The organism is Streptomyces liangshanensis, assembly GCF_011694815.1.
Lineage (GTDB): Bacteria > Actinomycetota > Actinomycetes > Streptomycetales > Streptomycetaceae > Streptomyces > Streptomyces liangshanensis.
The window spans coordinates 6,507,636-6,523,516 of the sequence record NZ_CP050177.1 but is presented as its reverse complement, the minus strand read 5'-3'; the positions used below and the strand labels follow the sequence as shown (position 1 = coordinate 6,523,516).

Here is a 15,881-nt window from a genome sequence, read left to right as displayed (position 1 = left end):
GGCTCACGCCGGCTCGTGCCCGAAATCCCCGTGCCCGTAATCCCTGTGCCGGTAGTCCCTGTACCCGTAATCCCGGTGCCGGTAGCGGTCGGCGATCATCGTCATCGCCCCCAGGGGATCACTCGCGACCTCCTTCGCCGCGAAGTAGATGTTCCCCTTCACCTCGGGGTACTTCGCGCAGAGGTCCAGGTGCCGGGAGAGTTCCGCGGCGTTCTGCCAGGGGGCGGGCTGGGCCGGGTCGCCCGCCTTGTAGAGGGCCTCACCCACGTACAGGTCGACCCCCGTGCCCTTCACCACGCCCGCCCACCAGGGCACCAGCTTCGCGTAGTCGGCGGCGGCGAGGCCGATGTTCCAGTACAACTGCGGCGTGATGTAGTCGATCCAGCCCTCCCGCACCCACTTCCGGGTGTCGGCGTGCAGGTCGTCGTACGTCTGCACACCCGCCCGGGTGTCGGAGCCGAGGGGGTCGGTGGCCCCGTTGCGCCACACGCCGAACGGGCTGATGCCGAACCGTACGTTCTTCTTCAGCTTCTTGATCCGCGCGCCGGTCTCGCGCACCAGCCGGTCGGTGTTGTCCCGCCGCCACGCCGCCTTGTCCGGGAAGCCGGCCCCGTACCGCGCGTACGCCTCGTCGTCCGCGAACACCTGGCCCGCGACCGGATAGGGGTAGAAGTAGTCGTCCCAGTGCACGGCGTCGATGTCGTAGCGCCGCACGGCGTCCAGCATCGCGTCCTGGACGAACGACCTGACCTCCGGGAGACCCGGGTTGTAGTACAGCTTCCCGCCGTACGGCAGCACCCACTCGGGATGCACGCGGGCCGGGTGCTTCGCGGACAGCTTCGACGGGTCGGTGTGCATGGCGACGCGGTACGGGTTGAACCAGGCGTGCAGCTCCAGGCCGCGCGCGTGCGCCTCGCGCACCGCCGTGCCCAGCGGGTCCCAGCCCGGGTCCTTGCCCTGGGTCCCGGTGAGGTACTGCGACCAGGGCTCGTACGGCGACGGCCACAGCGCGTCCGCCGTGGGCCTGACCTGGAAGACGACCGTGTTCAGGTTGCGGGTGACGGCCATGTCCAGATGGGCGATCAGTTCGGCGCGCTGCTGGGCGGCGGTGAGCCCCGGCCGGGAGGGCCAGTCGCGGTTGGTGACGGTCGCGACCCACATCCCGCGCAGGTCCCGGCGCGGCGCGCGGCGCCGCGCCTCCGGGCCCACGGGACCGCCGGCGAGCGCGTGCGACGCGTTGAGCATCGTCGTCATCAGCGCCGCCGTCACCGCCATGAACCCGCGTCTGCCGAAGCCGGCGGGCCCGGACGGGCGCCCCGGTGTGTGGCCTGGGGTGGGGTGGGGGGTGTGACTCATGGGCGTTCCGTCCCTTGCCTGTGGGGGGGTGAGGAGCCCGCCGTGAGGGGGAGCGGGCCGCCGTACGGGCTGAGCATGCCCGCCCCGGCACGGCGTCCACACACCCGCGCGGAGTAACGTCTCGGTCCGGGGCGGGCGCCGCGATCACCTCGGCGGCCTGCCGGAACCACCGAACCCGGACCCGTCCGCCACCGATCGGGCACCGACCTGCCCGGATCGGCGCGGACCAGCGAAAGGCACGATGTGACCGACACCCTGACCGACATCGCCCGCGTGGGAGTGGTGGGCTGCGGCCAGATGGGCGCAGGCATCGCCGAGGTCGCCGCCCGCAGCGGCCTCGAGGTGCGGGTCGCCGAGACGACCGGCGAGGCCCTGGAGATCGGCAGGACCCGCCTGCACGGCTCGCTCGCCAAGGCGGCGGAACGCGGCAAGATCACCGAGGCGGAACGGGACGCGGCGCTCGGCCGGCTCAGCTTCACCACCGACCTCGGGGAGTTCGCGGACCGCGATCTCGTCATCGAGGCCGTCGTGGAGAACGAACAGGTCAAGACGGAGATCTTCCAGGTCCTCGACCAGGTCGTGACCCGTCCCGACGCGATCCTGGCCTCCAACACCTCGTCCATCCCGCTCGTCAAGCTGGCCGTCGCGACCTCCCGCCCGGACCAGGTCATCGGGATCCACTTCTTCAACCCGGCCCCGGTGCAGAAGCTGGTCGAGCTGATCCCGGCCCTGACGACGTCCGACGAGACGCTCCGCAGGTCCGAGGCCGTGGTGGAGAAGGTGCTCGGCAAGCACGCGATCCGCGCCCAGGACCGCTCGGGCTTCGTGGTGAACGCCCTCCTGATCCCGTATCTCCTCTCCGCCGTCCGGATGTTCGAGTCGGGCATCGCCAGCCGCGAGGACATCGACAACGGCATGGAGCTGGGCTGCGCCCACCCGATGGGCCCGCTCAAGCTCGCCGACCTGATCGGCCTGGACACCGTGGCCTCGGTCGCGGACTCGATGTACGCCGAGTACAAGGAGCCGCTGTACGCCGCTCCCCCACTGCTCCAGCGGATGGTGGACGCGGGACGCCTGGGCCGCAAGACGGGCGCGGGCTTCTACCCGTACGCGGAGACGGCCCAGCTTCCTCAGCCCAGCCGTATGTGACGCAGCATCAGGAGCCCGGCCGCCATGTTGGCGGCCGGGATCTCGCCCCGGGCGATCATGTCCGGGACGAGCTTGAGGGGGACCCACTCGCGGCACGACGACTCGAAGTCGTCCTCGGGCGGGCCGGTGTACGTGGCCTCCTCCGCCCAGTAGAGGTGGTGGCGCGCGTCGGTGAGACCGTTCGACGGCTCCACCGTGAGCAGGTGGCGCAGCGGTCCCGGCCGCCAGCCCGTCTCCTCCTCCATCTCCCGTGCCGCCGCGCGCTCGATGTCCTCGCCGTCCTCGACCACCCCGGCGGCCAGTTCCCAGCCCCAGCTGTCGGTGATGAAGCGGTGGCGCCTGAGGAGCAGCACCTCGTTCGCCTCGTTGACGACCGTGGCGGCCGCGACCGGGCGGAGCCGGATGAGGAAGTGGTCCAGGTGGCGGCCGTCGGGGAGTTCGACGTCCGCGAGGTTGACCTGGAACCAGCGATTCTCATACACAGTCTGTTCGCTCAGTTTCGTCCACTGCACGTTTCTGCCACCTTTCGACGCGTTGATGGCAACATCGCAGCAGACCTCACCGCTGAATCTCAGCAACACGTCGTCCGCGCAGGGGGCTTACAAGGGGGCTTACAGAGGCACACGGAGCGCTTCGTCGATCAGCGCCGCCGCCTCTCCGGCCGCCCTGGACCCGCTGGACACCAACTCCCCGCGCACCGCGCGCAGCCGGTCCCGCAGCCGCTGGGACTCCATCCCCTTCGCGCGTTCCGCCATCTCGGCGGCCGTTCCGGCGGCCCGGTCGGGCTCCCCCTGCCGCAGCTCGATGTGGCTGAGCATGGCGAGGCGGTGGACCCTGCCCCGGTCGTGCGCCGGTGTGCCCACGGCGGCCGTCGCGTGCTCCCGCGCCGCCGCCAGATCGCCGAGGCCGAGCAGCGCCTCGGCCACCTGGACGTTCACCAGGCCCGGCTGGACGTATCCCGTCTCGTCCGGCTCGTGCCCCGGCCGGATGCGCTCCGCCTCGCTCTCCGCGCGCCGGATACGGTCCAGCGCGTTGCCGCCGTCGCCGAGACGGGCGTACGACTTGGCCTGCATCGCGTACAGGTCGGCGGTGAGCGCGGGCGTGAGGCGCGGCCCGGCGGCCCGCAGCGCGGCCTCCGCGAACGCGACGGCCTGGCGGTACTCCCCCATGTGCAGCGACTGGTTGACGAGCAGCGCGATCACGTACGCGCCGAGCCCCCGGTCGCCGCTGGCCTTCGCGAGCCGCAGCGCCTGGTGGAAGTAGCGCTGGGCGAGGCCGTGGGCGTCGGAGTCGTACGCGCAGATGCCCGCCACCGCGACCAACCCGCCCGTCGCACGGTGGAGTTGCCGGCCCAGCGCGTCGCCGTACGACCCGCGCAGCAGCGGCGCGGTCTCCGCGTTGAGGAAGCCGACGACCCGCGCGCGGGTGGCGACACCGCCGGATCTCCGGTACATCAACTCGTAGTGCGCCCGAGCCGACTTGAGCAGTTCGACGTCGGCCGGCCCGACCCTGGTCCGGCCCGTGCGGGAGACATCGGTGTCCTCCGGAGGGTTCTCCCACTCCCAGACGGGCATGACGGCGGGCGTCCCGGTGACGGCGGGGACCGCCGCCAGATGGGGCCGTTGCTGTTCGTCGGAGCGCCAGAGCGCGGCGGCCCGCTCCACGAACCCGGAGAGCGGGGTGCCCGCCGTCCGGTACGCGCCGGGCACGCCGAGCCCGATGTCGTCGAGGGTCAACGGGCGGGCCAGCCGGTCGCCCAGGACCGCGCAGATCAGGTCGGGCACCTGGCCGCGTGGCCGCTGCCCCTTCAACCACCGGGCCACGGCGGTGTGTTCGTACCGCAGGGAAAGACCCCGGGCCTCGCCGGCCCGGTTGATCCTGGCGGCGAGACCGGCGTGCGAGATCCCCGCCTCGTCCAACAGCGCGTCGAGCAGAGCGTTGGGCTGCATGTGCCCCTCCGGTGACTGGCAGGCCCACACTAGAACCTGTGCGGTGGGACAAGGGATGGTTCGTACGGGGGAAATCACACGGGGTGTGAACGGAACGCACGCATCCGGGGCCCGCGCACGCTGCCGCCTGAGCCCGCGGCACGGTTGACTCGGTGGTCTCGAAAGAGGCGGCCGGGCCGCCGGCTCCCCCTCGTACAGTGCGGCGGCCCGTCACCGCGTCGTCCGTCCCGCCGACCTGCCCGACACTCCGCGGCAGGGCGGACGACGCGCCGGCCGCGGCTCGCTCAGGGCCATGCCCATCCAGGCCGCTCACCGACGGGAGGGTTCCGAACGGGCACGGCGCAGAGCCGGTTCGCCGCTCTGCGCCGGGACCCGCGCACGGTCGCCGCGCGCGCCGCGGTCGTTGCGCAGCACGAGCAGCGCCACGTCGTCGGTGATCCGCCCGCCGGTGTGCCGCAGCAGCGCCGTGTGCACCTGCCGCGCCACGTGCGCCGGTGAGACGGGCACCCCGGGCGGCTGGCCGGACAGGGTCCTCACGAGCGCGTCCTGGAGGCCGAAGAACCGGCCGGCCGCGTCACGGGCGTCCTCGGCCCCGTCCGTGTGCAGGAACAGCGCCTCCCCCGGCGGCAACCGCCCGCACAGGTGCGGCGCGAGGTCGTCCGGCAGCGGGAAGGCGCCCAGCGGGGGCAGTGGTTCGCCCGCCGTGAGCGGTACGGCGGCGCCCTGCCCGAGCCGGAAGGGCCAGGGATGGCCGCAGTTGAGGGCGCGGACGTCCGAGTCGGCGCCGATCTCCAGCAGCAGGACCGTCACGAACTCCTCCGCCGCCGGATTCTCCGGCTCCCGCCCGCCGCCCGCCGGGTGCTCCTGGCGCGCCAGGTCCCGCAACCGGCGCTGATACGCCCGGTCGAGCCGCCGCAACACCCCGTCGAGGGCCGCCTCGTCGTACGCGGCCTCCCGGAAGCTGCCGAGGACGGCGGCCACCGCGCCGATGGCGGGCAGGCCGTGCCCGCGCACGTCCCCGATGACGATCCGCACGCCGTACGGGGTGGCCACCGCCTCGTACAGGTCACCCCCGACATCGGCGCCCTGCGAGACGGACAGCCTGCGCGCGGCCAGCGTCAGCCCGTCGATGCTCGGGGGCAGCGGCCTGAGCAGCACGTCCTGCGTGGCGCGCGCGACGGCCCGCGCCTCCCGCAACTCCCGGGCGGGGCCGCGCCGTACGCCGGTGAGCAGATAGCCCACCGCCATCAGGAACGCCGCGCACGTCACCGTACGGCGGACCAGGCCGTCACCCTCGTCGTCCAGCGGACAGGTCAACTCCCAGAGGACGGCCAGCGCCAGCCAGAGGCCCAGCACCACACATTCGACAACACGCCGCGGGACGTGCGCGATCGCCCGCGTGTCCCCCACTGCCCTGGTACGGATCATGCCGTCGGGCCTCCTCGGCCGGTCCGGACGTCCCTCGACCGTCGTGGCCGCATCGATTGTGTCGATCACCCGGGTCCGTTCGCGTACTTCGTCCCGACTTCTCACCCGAACGAGTGAGGGGCGCCTCCGGAGATCCGGAAGCGCCCCTCAGCCCCTCATCGTGTCCTCGCGCGGGTCACGCGCCGCGCAGCACCGCTCCGGTCCGCTCGGCGGCCAGCGCCACCGCCGCGTCGCGGGCGGCCGTGGCCTCCTCGACGGTCAGCGTGCGGTCCGGCGCCCGGAAGCGCAGGGCGTACGCGAGGGACTTGCGGCCCTCGCCGATCTGCTCGCCGGTGAAGACGTCGAACAGCCGCAGGGACTCCAGCAGTTCCCCGGCGCCCTGGTGGAGGGCCTCCTCCACCGCGGTGGCCGGCACGTCGTGCGCGACGACCAGCGCGACGTCCTGCGTGGCGACCGGGAAGGTGGAGATCCGCGGGGCCTGGACGGCGCCCTCGGACGCCCGCTCCAGGACGTCCAGTTCGATCTCCATGGCGCAGGTACGGGCGGGCACGCCGAGCGCCTTGACGACTCTCGGGTGCAGCTCGCCCGCGTGCCCGGCGAGCGTCTCCTCGCCGTCCACGGTGACGAACAGGGCCGCGCACCGGCCCGGGTGCCACGGCTCGTGCTGTCCGGCCCGGACGGTCAGCTCGACGCCGGCCTCCCGGGCGACGGTACGGGCCGCCTCGACGGCGTCCGCCCAGTCGGCCGGGCGCCCCGCGCCCCACCAGCCGGCCTGCTCGCGGGCGCCCGCGAGGACCACGGCGGCGCGGCGCGGCTGGCGCGGCAGCGCGGCGTCGAGCCCGGCGAGCTGCTCGTCGGAGGGCCGCCGGTCGACGGGCAGCCGTACCGGCACGGTCTCGTGGCCGGTCGGCCGGAAGACCAGGCCGGTCTCGAAGAGGGCCAGGTCGTGCGAGCCGCGTCCGTCGTTGCGGCGCAGCGCCGCCAGGAGGCCCGGCAGCAGCGTCGTGCGCAGCGCGGGCTCCTCGTCGGAGAGCGGGTTGACCAGCTTGACCGTGACGCGGCGGGCGTCGTCGGCGGGCAGCCCGAGGGCGTCCAGGACGGCGTCGCCGAGGAACGGGTAGTTGAGCGCCTCGACGTACCCGGCGCCGGCCAGCGCCCGGCCGACCCTGCGGTGCAGCCGCTGCCGCTCGGTGAGACCGCGGCCCGAGGGCGGGGTCGGGAGCGTGGAGGGGAGGTTCTCGTACCCCTCCAGGCGGATGACCTCCTCGGCGAGGTCGTTGGGCGCGCCGAGGTCGGGGCGCCAGGACGGCACGGTGACGACCAGTTCGTCCTGGCCGTACACGTCACAGCCGACTTCCTGGAGCCGCCGTACGACGGTCTCGCGCCCGTAGACCATGCCCGCCACCCGGTCGGGGTGGCCCGCGGGCATGACGATCGTGTGCGGCGCGGACGGCGCGACGACCTCGGTGACCCCGGCGCCCGCGGACCCGCCCGCGAGCAGGACCAGCAGGTCGACGGTCCGCTGGGCGGCCGCGGCGGCGGCCTGCGGGTCGACGCCGCGCTCGAAGCGCTTGGACGCCTCGGAGGCCAGCTTGTGGCGGCGCGCGGTGCGGGCGATGGAGATCGGGTCGAAGTGCGCGGCCTCGATGACGACCTCGGTGGTGCCGTTCACCTCCCCGGTCTCGGGGTCGACCGCGACGTCGGCGATCTCGGTGTCGGCGCCGCCCATGACGCCGGCCAGGCCGATGGCCCCGCGGTCGTCGGTGATGACGAGGTCCTCGGGGTCGAGGACCCGCTCGGCGCCGTCGAGCGTGGTGATCTTCTCGCCGGGCAGGGCGCGGCGGACCCCGAGGGGCCCCTCGACGCGGGAGCGGTCGTAGGCGTGGAGCGGCTGGCCGACCTCCAGCATCACGTAGTTGGTGATGTCGACGGCCAGCGAGATCGGCCGCATGCCGGCCTTCTGGAGCCGGCGCGTCAGCCAGATGGGGCTGCGGGCCTCGGGGTCGAGGCCGGTGACCGTACGGGCCGTGAAGCGGTCCGAGCCCCGGGGGTCGGAGATCTTCACGGGGTGGCCGAAGGCGTTCGGCGCGGGGACGTCGAGCAGCGCCGGGTCGCGCAGCGCCAGGCCGTACGCGGTGGCGGTCTCGCGGGCGACGCCGCGCAGCGAGAGGCAGTAGCCGCGGTCCGGGGTGACGGCGATGTCGAGGACCTCGTCCACCAGCTCCAGGAGCGCGATGGCGTCGGTGCCGACCTCGTGCTCCGGGGGGAGCACGATGATGCCGCCGGAGCCGTCGTCGCCCATGCCCAGCTCGTCGCCGGAGCAGATCATGCCGTGCGAGGTCTTGCCGTACGTCTTGCGCGCGGCGATCGCGAAGTCGCCGGGCAGGACCGCGCCCGGCAGGACCACGACGACCTTGTCGCCGACGGCGAAGTTCCGGGCGCCGCAGACGATCTCCTGCGGCTCGCCGGTGCCGTTGGCGGTGCCGACGTCGACGGTGCAGAAGCGGATGGGCTTCTTGAAGCCCTCCAGCTCCTCGATGGTGAGGACCTTGCCGACGACCAGGGGGCCCTTGAGGCCGGCGCCGAGCTGTTCGACGGCCTCCACCTCCAGGCCGGCCGACACGAGCCTGGCCTGCACGTCACGGCCGGTCTCCGTCGCCGGCAGGTCGACGTACTCCCGCAGCCAGGAAAGCGGGACGCGCATCAGATCTCCATCCCGAACGGCCGGGTGAACCGGACGTCCGACTCGACCATGTCTCGCATGTCCTCGACATGGTGGCGGAACATCAGCATCCGTTCGATGCCGAACCCGAAGGCGAATCCGCTGTACTTCTCGGGGTCGACGCCACAGGCGACGAGCACCTTGGGGTTGACCATGCCGCAGCCGCCGAGCTCGATCCAGCCCTCGCTGCCGCAGGTGCGGCAGGGCCGGTCGGGGTTGCCGACGGACGCGCCGCGGCAGACGTAGCAGAGCATGTCCATCTCGGCGGACGGCTCGGTGAAGGGGAAGTAGTTGGGCCGCAGCCGGGTCTTCATGTCCGAGCCGAAGAGCGACTGGACCATGTGGTCGAGGGTGCCCTTGAGGTCGGCCATGGTGAGGCCCTCGTCCACGGCGAGCAGCTCGATCTGGTGGAAGACCGGGGTGTGCGTGGCGTCCAGCTCGTCCGTGCGGTAGACCCGCCCCGGGCAGACCACGTACACGGGCGGCTCGCGGTCGAGCAGGGTGCGGGCCTGGACGGGCGAGGTGTGCGTACGGAGCAGCACACCGGACTCGTCGCCGGTGGCGTTCCCGGGCCCCTGCACGAAGAACGTGTCCTGGGTCTGGCGGGCCGGGTGGTCGGGCAGGAAGTTCAGGGCGTCGAAGTTGAACCACTCCGCCTCGACCTCGGGGCCCTCGGCGATCTCGTAGCCCATGGCGACGAAGACGTCCGCGACGCGCTCCATGAGCGTGGTCAGCGGGTGCCGGGCGCCGGGCGGTACCCGGTCGTACGGCAGCGTGACGTCCACCGCCTCCTCGACCAGGACCCGGCTGTCGCGCTCGGCCTCCAGCTCGGTCTGGCGGGCGGCGAGGGCCTTGCTCACGGCGCCGCGGGCCTGGCCCACGCGCTTGCCCGCCTCGGCCTTGGCCTGGGGCGGCAGTGCGCCGATCTCGCGGTTGGCGAGGGCGAGGGGCGAGGTCCCGGAGGTGTGCGCGGTCTTCGCGTGAGCGAGCGCGTCCAGATCGGCCGCGGCGGCGAAGGCGGCGAGCGCCTCGTCCCGCATGCGCTCGATCTGTTCCGGTTTCAGCGCCTCGACCTCGACTGGGTCGTACGACTTGTTGGGTGCCGACATCTCTTCCCGTACTTCCGATTGGCTGGCGGAACGACCCTGCTCGATCGCTGAAGGCGCCGATGGTGCCAGTGGTCGAGTCTAAAGGCCGAACGGAGGTGGCGAGTCCCCCAGGCCCGTCCGGCGGATCCGCGGAGGCCCGGGTCATGCCCTCGGTGGGGCGGCCCGTCGGCTCACGTCAGGTAGGACGGAGCGCCGACGGGCAGGATAAATCGGAACTGGGCGCCGCCGCCGGGCCCCCGGCCGACCGTGATCGTCCCGCCGTGCGCCTCGACGATTCCCTTGACGATGTAGAGGCCGAGGCCCGTACCGCCGCGCTTGCTGCCCCGCCAGAAGCGGGTGAAGACGCGGCCCATCGACTCCTCGGGGATACCGGGACCCTCGTCGCACACGGTGACGGCGGTGCCCTTCACGGTGCCCCTCCCGTCCTCGATGTGCCCGATCTCCGCGGCTGCCACCTCAATGGTGACGGTTCCCTCGCCGTGGCGCACCGCGTTTTCCAGCAGGTTGCCGAGAATCTGGTCGATCTTGTCGGGATCGGCCCACAGATCGGGCAGCGGCCGCTGTATCCGGACGAGGAACCGGTCGGGGGACTGACCGGCCGCGGTGTGGGACTGGACGTGGCGGCCGACGGCGGCGCCGATGTCGACCGGCTGGCGGCGGACCTCCAGGCGCCCGGAGTCGATGCGGGAGATGTCGAGGAGTTCGGCGATCAGCCGGGTGACCCGGTTGGCGTCCGCGTCGACGGTCTCCAGCATCAGCCGCTTCTGGTCGTCGGTGAAGCGCTCCCATTTGGCGAGCAGCGTCGCCGTGAAGCCTTTGACGGAGGTCAGGGGGGAGCGCAGTTCATGGGCGACGGTGGCGATCAGTTCCGCGTGGCTGCGTTCGGTACGGCGCCGGGCCTCGGTGCCCCGGACGCAGATGACGATCCTCTGCACCGGGCCGAGCGGGCGGGCGCGTACGTACCGCGCCGAGACGAGGACCTCCCGTCCGCCCGGGAGCAGTAAATTCCGCTCGGGCTGCCCGACGCGGGTGGCCAGGCCGCCGTACGGATCGGTCAGGGTCCACCACCGGCGGCCCTCCAGGTCCTCCAGCGGCAGCGCGCGCTCCAGCGGCTGTCCGAGGGCGTCCGCGAGCGGTACGGCGGTGATCCGCACGGCGGCGGCGTTGAAGCAGGTCACCCGGCCGTGCTCGTCGGCCACGACCAGGCCGTCGGGGAGGTCGTCCGGGTCGATCGACGGGCCGCCGCCACCGGCACCGGGGTCCGGGCCGCACCGGACAGGTCCCTGCACCGTGACAGGTCTGCTGGTCCCGGCCGTCATCCCCGTATCCCGCCTCTTCCCCATAGTCCAGTGGGTCTGCGAAGGCGCAACAGTACTAGCGATACGTGACGGAGCGGAGCCCCTCAGCGCCCATTCCCGGCCCTGTTCCCGGACCGTTGCGCACGGGCGGACGCGTAGAGGCATACGGCGGCGGCGGTCGCGAGGTTCAGACTCTCGGCCTTTCCGTGGATCGGGACCCGTACGACGGCGTCCGCGAGGGCCCGGGTCCCGGCCGGCAGCCCCCATGCCTCGTTGCCGAAGACCCAGGCGGTGGGCCCGCCCATGGTGCCGGCGTCCAGCTCGTCGTCCAGGTCGTCGTCGCCCGCCCCGTCGGCGGCGAGGATCCGCACCCCGGCGTCCTTGAGCCCCTGTACGGCGTCCTCGACGGGCACGCCGACGGCGACCGGCAGGTGGAAGAGCGAGCCGACGGACGCGCGGACGGACTTCGGGTTGTACAGGTCGACGGAGGCGTCGGTGAGGACCACGGCGTCGGCTCCCGCCGCGTCCGCGCAGCGCAGGACCGTGCCGGCGTTCCCGGGGTCGCGGACGTGCGCGAGCACGGCGACGAGCCGGGGCCGGGCGCGCAGGACGTCCTCGAACGGCGAGTCCAGGAAGCGGCAGACGCCCAGCAGTCCTTGGGGCGTGACGGTCTGCGACACCTCGGCGAGCACGCTGTCGGGCGCGAGGTGCACCCGGGCACCGGTCTCCCTGGCCCCGTCCACGATGTCGGCGTACCGCTCGGCGGCCTCGACGGTGGTGAACAGCTCCAGGAGCGTCGGCTCCCCGTCGGCGCCCCGGTGGGCGACCGCTTCCCGGACGGCCTGGGGCCCCTCGGCGATGAACCGGCGCTCCTTGATCCGGAAGGCGCGCCGGGCGAGCCGCTTGGCGGCCAGGACGCGCGGGGATCGCGGGGAGATCAGCTCGGGGGTGCCCATGGGCGGCGGCTCACTCACTCGTGGGGCCGGGACGTCACGTACCGGACCGGGGACGGGGCGGAGGGGGAGAACACACCGGACCCGCAGGCGCGCTGCCTGCGGGTCCGGTGGGAAGTGCATGCGGCCTGAGGGAGATCAGGCGGCGGCCTTCGGGGCGTTGACGTCGCTCGGAAGGGCCTTCTGGGCGACCTCGACGAGCGTGGCGAACGCGTTGGCGTCGTTGACCGCGAGCTCGGCGAGGATCTTGCGGTCGACCTCGACGTTGGCGGCCTTCAGACCCTGGATGAAGCGGTTGTAGGTGATGCCGTTGGCGCGGGCGGCGGCGTTGATCCGCTGGATCCACAGCTGACGGAAGTCGCCCTTGCGCTTCTTGCGGTCGTTGTAGTTGTAGACCAGGGAGTGTGTGACCTGCTCCTTGGCCTTGCGGTACAGGCGCGAGCGCTGGCCGCGGTAACCGCTGGCCGCCTCGAGGATTGCCCGGCGCTTCTTGTGGGCGTTGACTGCCCGCTTGACGCGTGCCACGTGTTAACTCCTTGTAGCGGGGCCGTGGTTCGGTGTCACACGGCCCGGAAACGAATGGGTCCCGGTCCTGAGGTCGCGCCCCCGGTCACCGGGGGTCGCGACGTCACTTGCCGAGAAGCTTCTTGATCTTCTTGGCGTCGCCCGGGGCCAGCTCGACGGTGCCGGTCAGGCGCCGCGTCACCCGCGAGGACTTGTGCTCGAGCAGGTGGCGCTTGCCGGCGCGCTCGCGCATGACCTTGCCGGATCCGGTGATCTTGAAGCGCTTGCTGGCACCGCTGTGCGTCTTGTTCTTCGGCATCGCGCCGTTCTCTTCTCGTCGGTGGCGCCCCCTGCCGGCCGGATTCTCGGCCGGCGCACGGGAGCGTCGGATCTCTGGTGAATGGGTCCGGAGCGGAACCGTGGGCCGCCTGGATGGCAGCCCGCGGATCACGCCTCGGAGGACGCCTCGGCCGGGGCTTCGGCGGCAGCTGCTTCGGCGCGAGCGTCGGCGGCGTCCGGGGACTCGTCGACGTGCTCGTCGGGTGCGTAACCCGCGCGCTCCGCCTTGCGGGCGGCCTGGGCCTCGCGCGCCTCGGCCATGGCCTCGGTCTTCTTCTTGTGCGGGCCGAGAACCATGATCATGTTCCGGCCGTCCTGCTTCGGGTTCGACTCGATGAAGCCGAGCTCCTCCACGTCCGACGCGAGCCGCTGGAGCAGTCGGAAGCCCAGCTCGGGGCGGGACTGCTCACGACCGCGGAACATGATCGTGATCTTGACCTTGTCGCCCTGCTTCAGGAACCTGACGACGTGACCCTTTTTGGTGTCATAGTCATGCGGGTCGATCTTCGGGCGGAGCTTCATCTCCTTGATGACCGTGTGCGCCTGGTTCTTGCGCGCCTCACGGGCCTTCATGGCCGACTCGTACTTGAACTTCCCGTAGTCCATGAGCTTGCACACGGGCGGACGTGCGGTCGCCGCGACCTCAACCAGGTCGAGGTCGTACTCCTGCGCCAACTCCAGGGCCTTGGCAAGCGGGACAATGCCCACCTGCTCGCCGCTGGGGCCGACAAGTCGGACCTCGGGAACGCGAATCCGGTCGTTAATGCGGGGCTCGGCGCTGATGGATCCTCCTCGGTAGCACCACACGACTGTCTGGCAGACAGCCGCGTAAGGTCTGTTGACTCTTACCTGAGACCAACCGTGGCGGAACGCGAAAAATGCCCCGGACGGGACACAGGCGGGAGCTCCTCGCACTACCGGAGCACCGCCGCGTCTACCGCGGGGCGCGCATCGGGCGGCTCCATCGTCCGTACGGAACGATGGGCACCACCTGACCGGTGACCCGCCGCCCGGAAGGGGCAGCCAGGTGGGAGATCGGAGCCTCCACTTGTGGGCCGGGCATGTGAATGTCCGGCCGGTCGTCACATCAGGTTAGCATCCGCGCGTCGGTCCCGCTAACCCGCTGTCACCCGGCGTCGGCCGCGACCCCGCGTCCCGCCCGGGCGGGGGGGGCCGGGGCCACCGGCGCGCGGGGCCCGGGCGCGCGGGGCCTATCGTGTGGGGCATGAGCGACGCCCCCTCCCCCCAGCACGCCCCGCAGGAGTCCCAGGAGTCCCAGGACTTCGACGCCATGACCCGTGACATCGCGGAGGTCCCCGCCGTCGAGGTGATCGTCACGGTCGCGGTGAACCTGATGAGCGCCGCGGCCGTGAAGCTCGGCCTGACCGAGGACGGCGACGACCACAAGGACCTGGACGAGGCGCGCAAGCTCGTCCACGCGCTGGCCGGGCTGCTGGACGCGAGCACGACGGAGATCAGCTCGTTCCACGCGGCGCCGCTGCGGGACGGCCTCAAGTCGTTGCAGCTCGCGTTCCGCGAGGCGTCGGTGGTGAAGGACGAGACGGGGCAGGGGCCGGGCGAGAAGTACACGGGCCCGGTCTACGGCTGAGGGTCCGAGACCCGTACGAACAGGGGCTCGCCCGGTGGGGTGGCCTCGGCCGGCAGCAGTGCCAGGTCGAGCCCGCGCACCAGGCGGGCCCTCAGTACGTCGTCGGCCGCGAGCGCCCCGGCGACGCGGCGGGCGGCCTCGGCGGGGGGCTCCGCCGGGTCCAGGACGAGCGCCAGGGTGCCGTCGGCGGTGCCGGGGCCGAGGTGGGCCCGGAGCACGGCGGGCTCGGCGGCGACCACCGTCCGTACCGCCGCCGTGACGGCGGGGTCGTCCAGCGGGTCGGTGCTGGTACGGCCCTCGGCGGCGGCGAGGAGCGCGGGACCGGTCAGCTGGTACGGCACGGGCCCCGCGAGGTCGAGCACCACCGTGTCGGCCCGCTCGTGCGCCGCCGCTTGGAGGGCCTGGTGCAGGGGTACGGCGACGGGGCGGGCGGCCGGGTCCCAGCGGGCGAGCGCCGCGACGGAGGTGAAGGCCGGCAGTGCGCGGCGGTCGCCGGCGCGGAGGGTCGGCACGGCCATGTCGCTGGTCTTCTCGCGGCGCAGCCCGTTCTCGTCCTCCTCGGTCTCGCCGAGGACGGCGACGATGGGGACGAGCAGCCGGGCGGTCCTGAGGGCGGCCAGCACGGGCCCTTCCGCGGACCGGTCCGCCGACCACGCGGCGAGGGCGGAGGCCAGGCCGGGGTCGGCGGTGCCGTCGTCGTCGGAGAAGCCGGGGTCGGGGATGTTCTTGAGCGCCACGGGTCGAGCGTAGTGCCCGGCGGGAGCGGGGGGCCGGGCGGTGTACGCGTACGGTCGTCGGGTGAATCTCTCGGTCGCGGTGCACGACATGGCGGACGGGCGCGGGACGACGAGCGGCGCGGACCGCTCCTACGTCAGCGCCAGCGTGGTGAAGGTGGGTGTCCTGGCGGCGCTGCTGCTGCGGGCGCAGGACACGGGCCGTTGGCTCACGGCGGAGGAGGAGTGCCTGGCCGCCGCGATGATCGAACGCAGTGACAACGACGCGGCGACCACCCTGCGCGCGTCGGTCGGGGGCGTGGCGGGCCTGGACGCGGCGCACGCGAGGCTGGGTCTGACGCGGACGGTGGGGGCGGCGGCGTGGGGGCTGACGCGGACCACGGCGCGCGATCAGCTGACGCTGCTGAGGGCGGTGTTCGAGGAGGGTGCCGATTCGCCGCTCGACGCCCGGTCCCGGCGGTACGTGGCGGGCCTGATGGAGCGGGTGGTGCCGAGCCAGGACTGGGGGGTGTCGGCCGCGGACGGGGGAAGCGGCGACCGGGCGCTGAAGAACGGGTGGCTGCCGAGGACGGACTCCGGGCTGTGGGTCGTCCACTCGGTGGGCCGGGTGCGGACCTGCCTGGTCGCGGTCCTGTCGGACGGGCACCCGACGAAGGAGGCAGGGGTGGCGGCGGTGGAGGAAGCGGCGGTCGGGGCGGTGGGGAGGCGGGCCTGACGCCTCGCCGGCCCGG

15 protein-coding genes are annotated in these 15,881 nt (G+C 72.9%); 3 read left to right on the top strand and 12 right to left on the bottom strand.

Features of this window, described 5'->3' with window-relative positions:
- Positions 1-3: 3 nt before the first annotated feature.
- Entirely contained in the window at positions 4-1,275 is a 1,272-nt protein-coding gene (locus HA039_RS28260; RefSeq protein ID WP_167037753.1) for a glycoside hydrolase family 10-like protein, read from the bottom strand.
- 336 nt (positions 1,276-1,611) lie between these two features.
- Here HA039_RS28260 and HA039_RS28255 point away from each other — a divergent pair, with 336 nt between their 5' ends.
- Positions 1,612-2,505 carry a 3-hydroxybutyryl-CoA dehydrogenase gene (locus HA039_RS28255; RefSeq protein WP_167037750.1) on the top strand — a complete coding sequence of 298 codons (894 nt, stop codon included), beginning with the start codon at positions 1,612-1,614 and terminating at the stop codon, positions 2,503-2,505.
- Here HA039_RS28255 and HA039_RS28250 read toward each other — a convergent pair.
- From HA039_RS28250 to infC, 10 genes are all read right to left on the bottom strand, one after another.
- Entirely contained in the window at positions 2,487-3,017 is a 531-nt protein-coding gene (locus HA039_RS28250; protein ID WP_161311411.1) for an NUDIX hydrolase, read from the bottom strand. The two genes, HA039_RS28255 and HA039_RS28250, sit on opposite strands and share 19 nt — an antisense overlap.
- 99 nt (positions 3,018-3,116) lie before the next feature.
- A complete protein-coding gene (locus HA039_RS28245) occupies positions 3,117-4,454 on the bottom strand; it encodes an NsdA family TPR-like regulatory protein (protein ID WP_167034162.1) in 1,338 nt (445 codons plus the stop codon).
- A gap of 309 nt (positions 4,455-4,763) precedes the next feature.
- Positions 4,764-5,882 (bottom strand): PP2C family protein-serine/threonine phosphatase, encoded by a 1,119-nt coding sequence (locus tag HA039_RS28240; RefSeq protein ID WP_167034161.1) that lies wholly within the window; start codon positions 5,880-5,882, stop codon positions 4,764-4,766.
- A gap of 175 nt (positions 5,883-6,057) precedes the next feature.
- On the bottom strand, positions 6,058-8,586 hold the full coding sequence (gene pheT / locus HA039_RS28235) for a phenylalanine--tRNA ligase subunit beta (protein ID WP_167034160.1): 2,529 nt from the start codon (positions 8,584-8,586) through the stop codon (positions 6,058-6,060).
- Positions 8,586-9,713, bottom strand: a complete 1,128-nt coding sequence (gene pheS, locus HA039_RS28230; protein WP_167034159.1) for a phenylalanine--tRNA ligase subunit alpha — start codon at positions 9,711-9,713, stop codon at positions 8,586-8,588. Before pheS ends, pheT begins: the two co-directional genes overlap by 1 nt.
- A gap of 170 nt (positions 9,714-9,883) precedes the next feature.
- Positions 9,884-11,032 (bottom strand): sensor histidine kinase, encoded by a 1,149-nt coding sequence (locus HA039_RS28225; protein WP_167034158.1) that lies wholly within the window; start codon positions 11,030-11,032, stop codon positions 9,884-9,886.
- Between the two features lie 83 nt (positions 11,033-11,115).
- Positions 11,116-11,967, bottom strand: a complete 852-nt coding sequence (locus tag HA039_RS28220; protein ID WP_167034157.1) for a TrmH family RNA methyltransferase — start codon at positions 11,965-11,967, stop codon at positions 11,116-11,118.
- A 135-nt stretch (positions 11,968-12,102) separates the two neighbouring features.
- Positions 12,103-12,489, bottom strand: a complete 387-nt coding sequence (gene rplT, locus HA039_RS28215; protein WP_161307754.1) for a 50S ribosomal protein L20 — start codon at positions 12,487-12,489, stop codon at positions 12,103-12,105.
- 103 nt (positions 12,490-12,592) lie between these two features.
- Positions 12,593-12,787 (bottom strand): 50S ribosomal protein L35, encoded by a 195-nt coding sequence (gene rpmI, locus HA039_RS28210; RefSeq protein ID WP_023542859.1) that lies wholly within the window; start codon positions 12,785-12,787, stop codon positions 12,593-12,595.
- Between the two features lie 128 nt (positions 12,788-12,915).
- Positions 12,916-13,614, bottom strand: a complete 699-nt coding sequence (gene infC / locus HA039_RS28205; protein ID WP_167034156.1) for a translation initiation factor IF-3 — start codon at positions 13,612-13,614, stop codon at positions 12,916-12,918.
- 418 nt (positions 13,615-14,032) lie between these two features.
- Between infC and HA039_RS28195 the strand changes: the two genes are divergently transcribed.
- Positions 14,033-14,416 (top strand): DUF1844 domain-containing protein, encoded by a 384-nt coding sequence (locus HA039_RS28195; protein WP_167034155.1) that lies wholly within the window; start codon positions 14,033-14,035, stop codon positions 14,414-14,416.
- Here HA039_RS28195 and HA039_RS28190 read toward each other — a convergent pair.
- The gene (locus HA039_RS28190; protein ID WP_167034154.1) at positions 14,407-15,153 is read right to left on the bottom strand and encodes an SseB family protein; all 747 of its coding nucleotides are present in this window, start codon (positions 15,151-15,153) and stop codon (positions 14,407-14,409) included. The genes HA039_RS28195 and HA039_RS28190 overlap by 10 nt on opposite strands.
- 61 nt (positions 15,154-15,214) lie before the next feature.
- On the opposite strand from HA039_RS28190, the gene HA039_RS34460 reads away from it, so the two are divergent.
- Complete coding sequence (locus HA039_RS34460; RefSeq protein WP_279592868.1) at positions 15,215-15,865, top strand: serine hydrolase; 651 nt, start codon at positions 15,215-15,217, stop codon at positions 15,863-15,865.
- Positions 15,866-15,881: the final 16 nt, after the last annotated feature.

Bases quoted from the DNA above. Each gene is read 5' to 3' on its own strand.
- HA039_RS28260 (WP_167037753.1), bottom strand. From the start codon at position 1,275: ATGGCGGTGACGGCGGCGCTGATGACGACGATGCTCAACGCGTCGCAC.
- HA039_RS28245 (WP_167034162.1), bottom strand. From the start codon at position 4,454: ATGCAGCCCAACGCTCTGCTCGACGCGCTGTTGGACGAGGCGGGGATC.
- HA039_RS28240 (WP_167034161.1), bottom strand. From the start codon at position 5,882: ATGATCCGTACCAGGGCAGTGGGGGACACGCGGGCGATCGCGCACGTC.
- pheT (WP_167034160.1), bottom strand. From the start codon at position 8,586: ATGCGCGTCCCGCTTTCCTGGCTGCGGGAGTACGTCGACCTGCCGGCG.
- pheS (WP_167034159.1), bottom strand. From the start codon at position 9,713: ATGTCGGCACCCAACAAGTCGTACGACCCAGTCGAGGTCGAGGCGCTG.
- HA039_RS28225 (WP_167034158.1), bottom strand. From the start codon at position 11,032: ATGACGGCCGGGACCAGCAGACCTGTCACGGTGCAGGGACCTGTCCGG.
- HA039_RS28220 (WP_167034157.1), bottom strand. From the start codon at position 11,967: ATGGGCACCCCCGAGCTGATCTCCCCGCGATCCCCGCGCGTCCTGGCC.
- rpmI (WP_023542859.1), bottom strand. From the start codon at position 12,787: ATGCCGAAGAACAAGACGCACAGCGGTGCCAGCAAGCGCTTCAAGATC.
- HA039_RS28195 (WP_167034155.1), top strand. From the start codon at position 14,033: ATGAGCGACGCCCCCTCCCCCCAGCACGCCCCGCAGGAGTCCCAGGAG.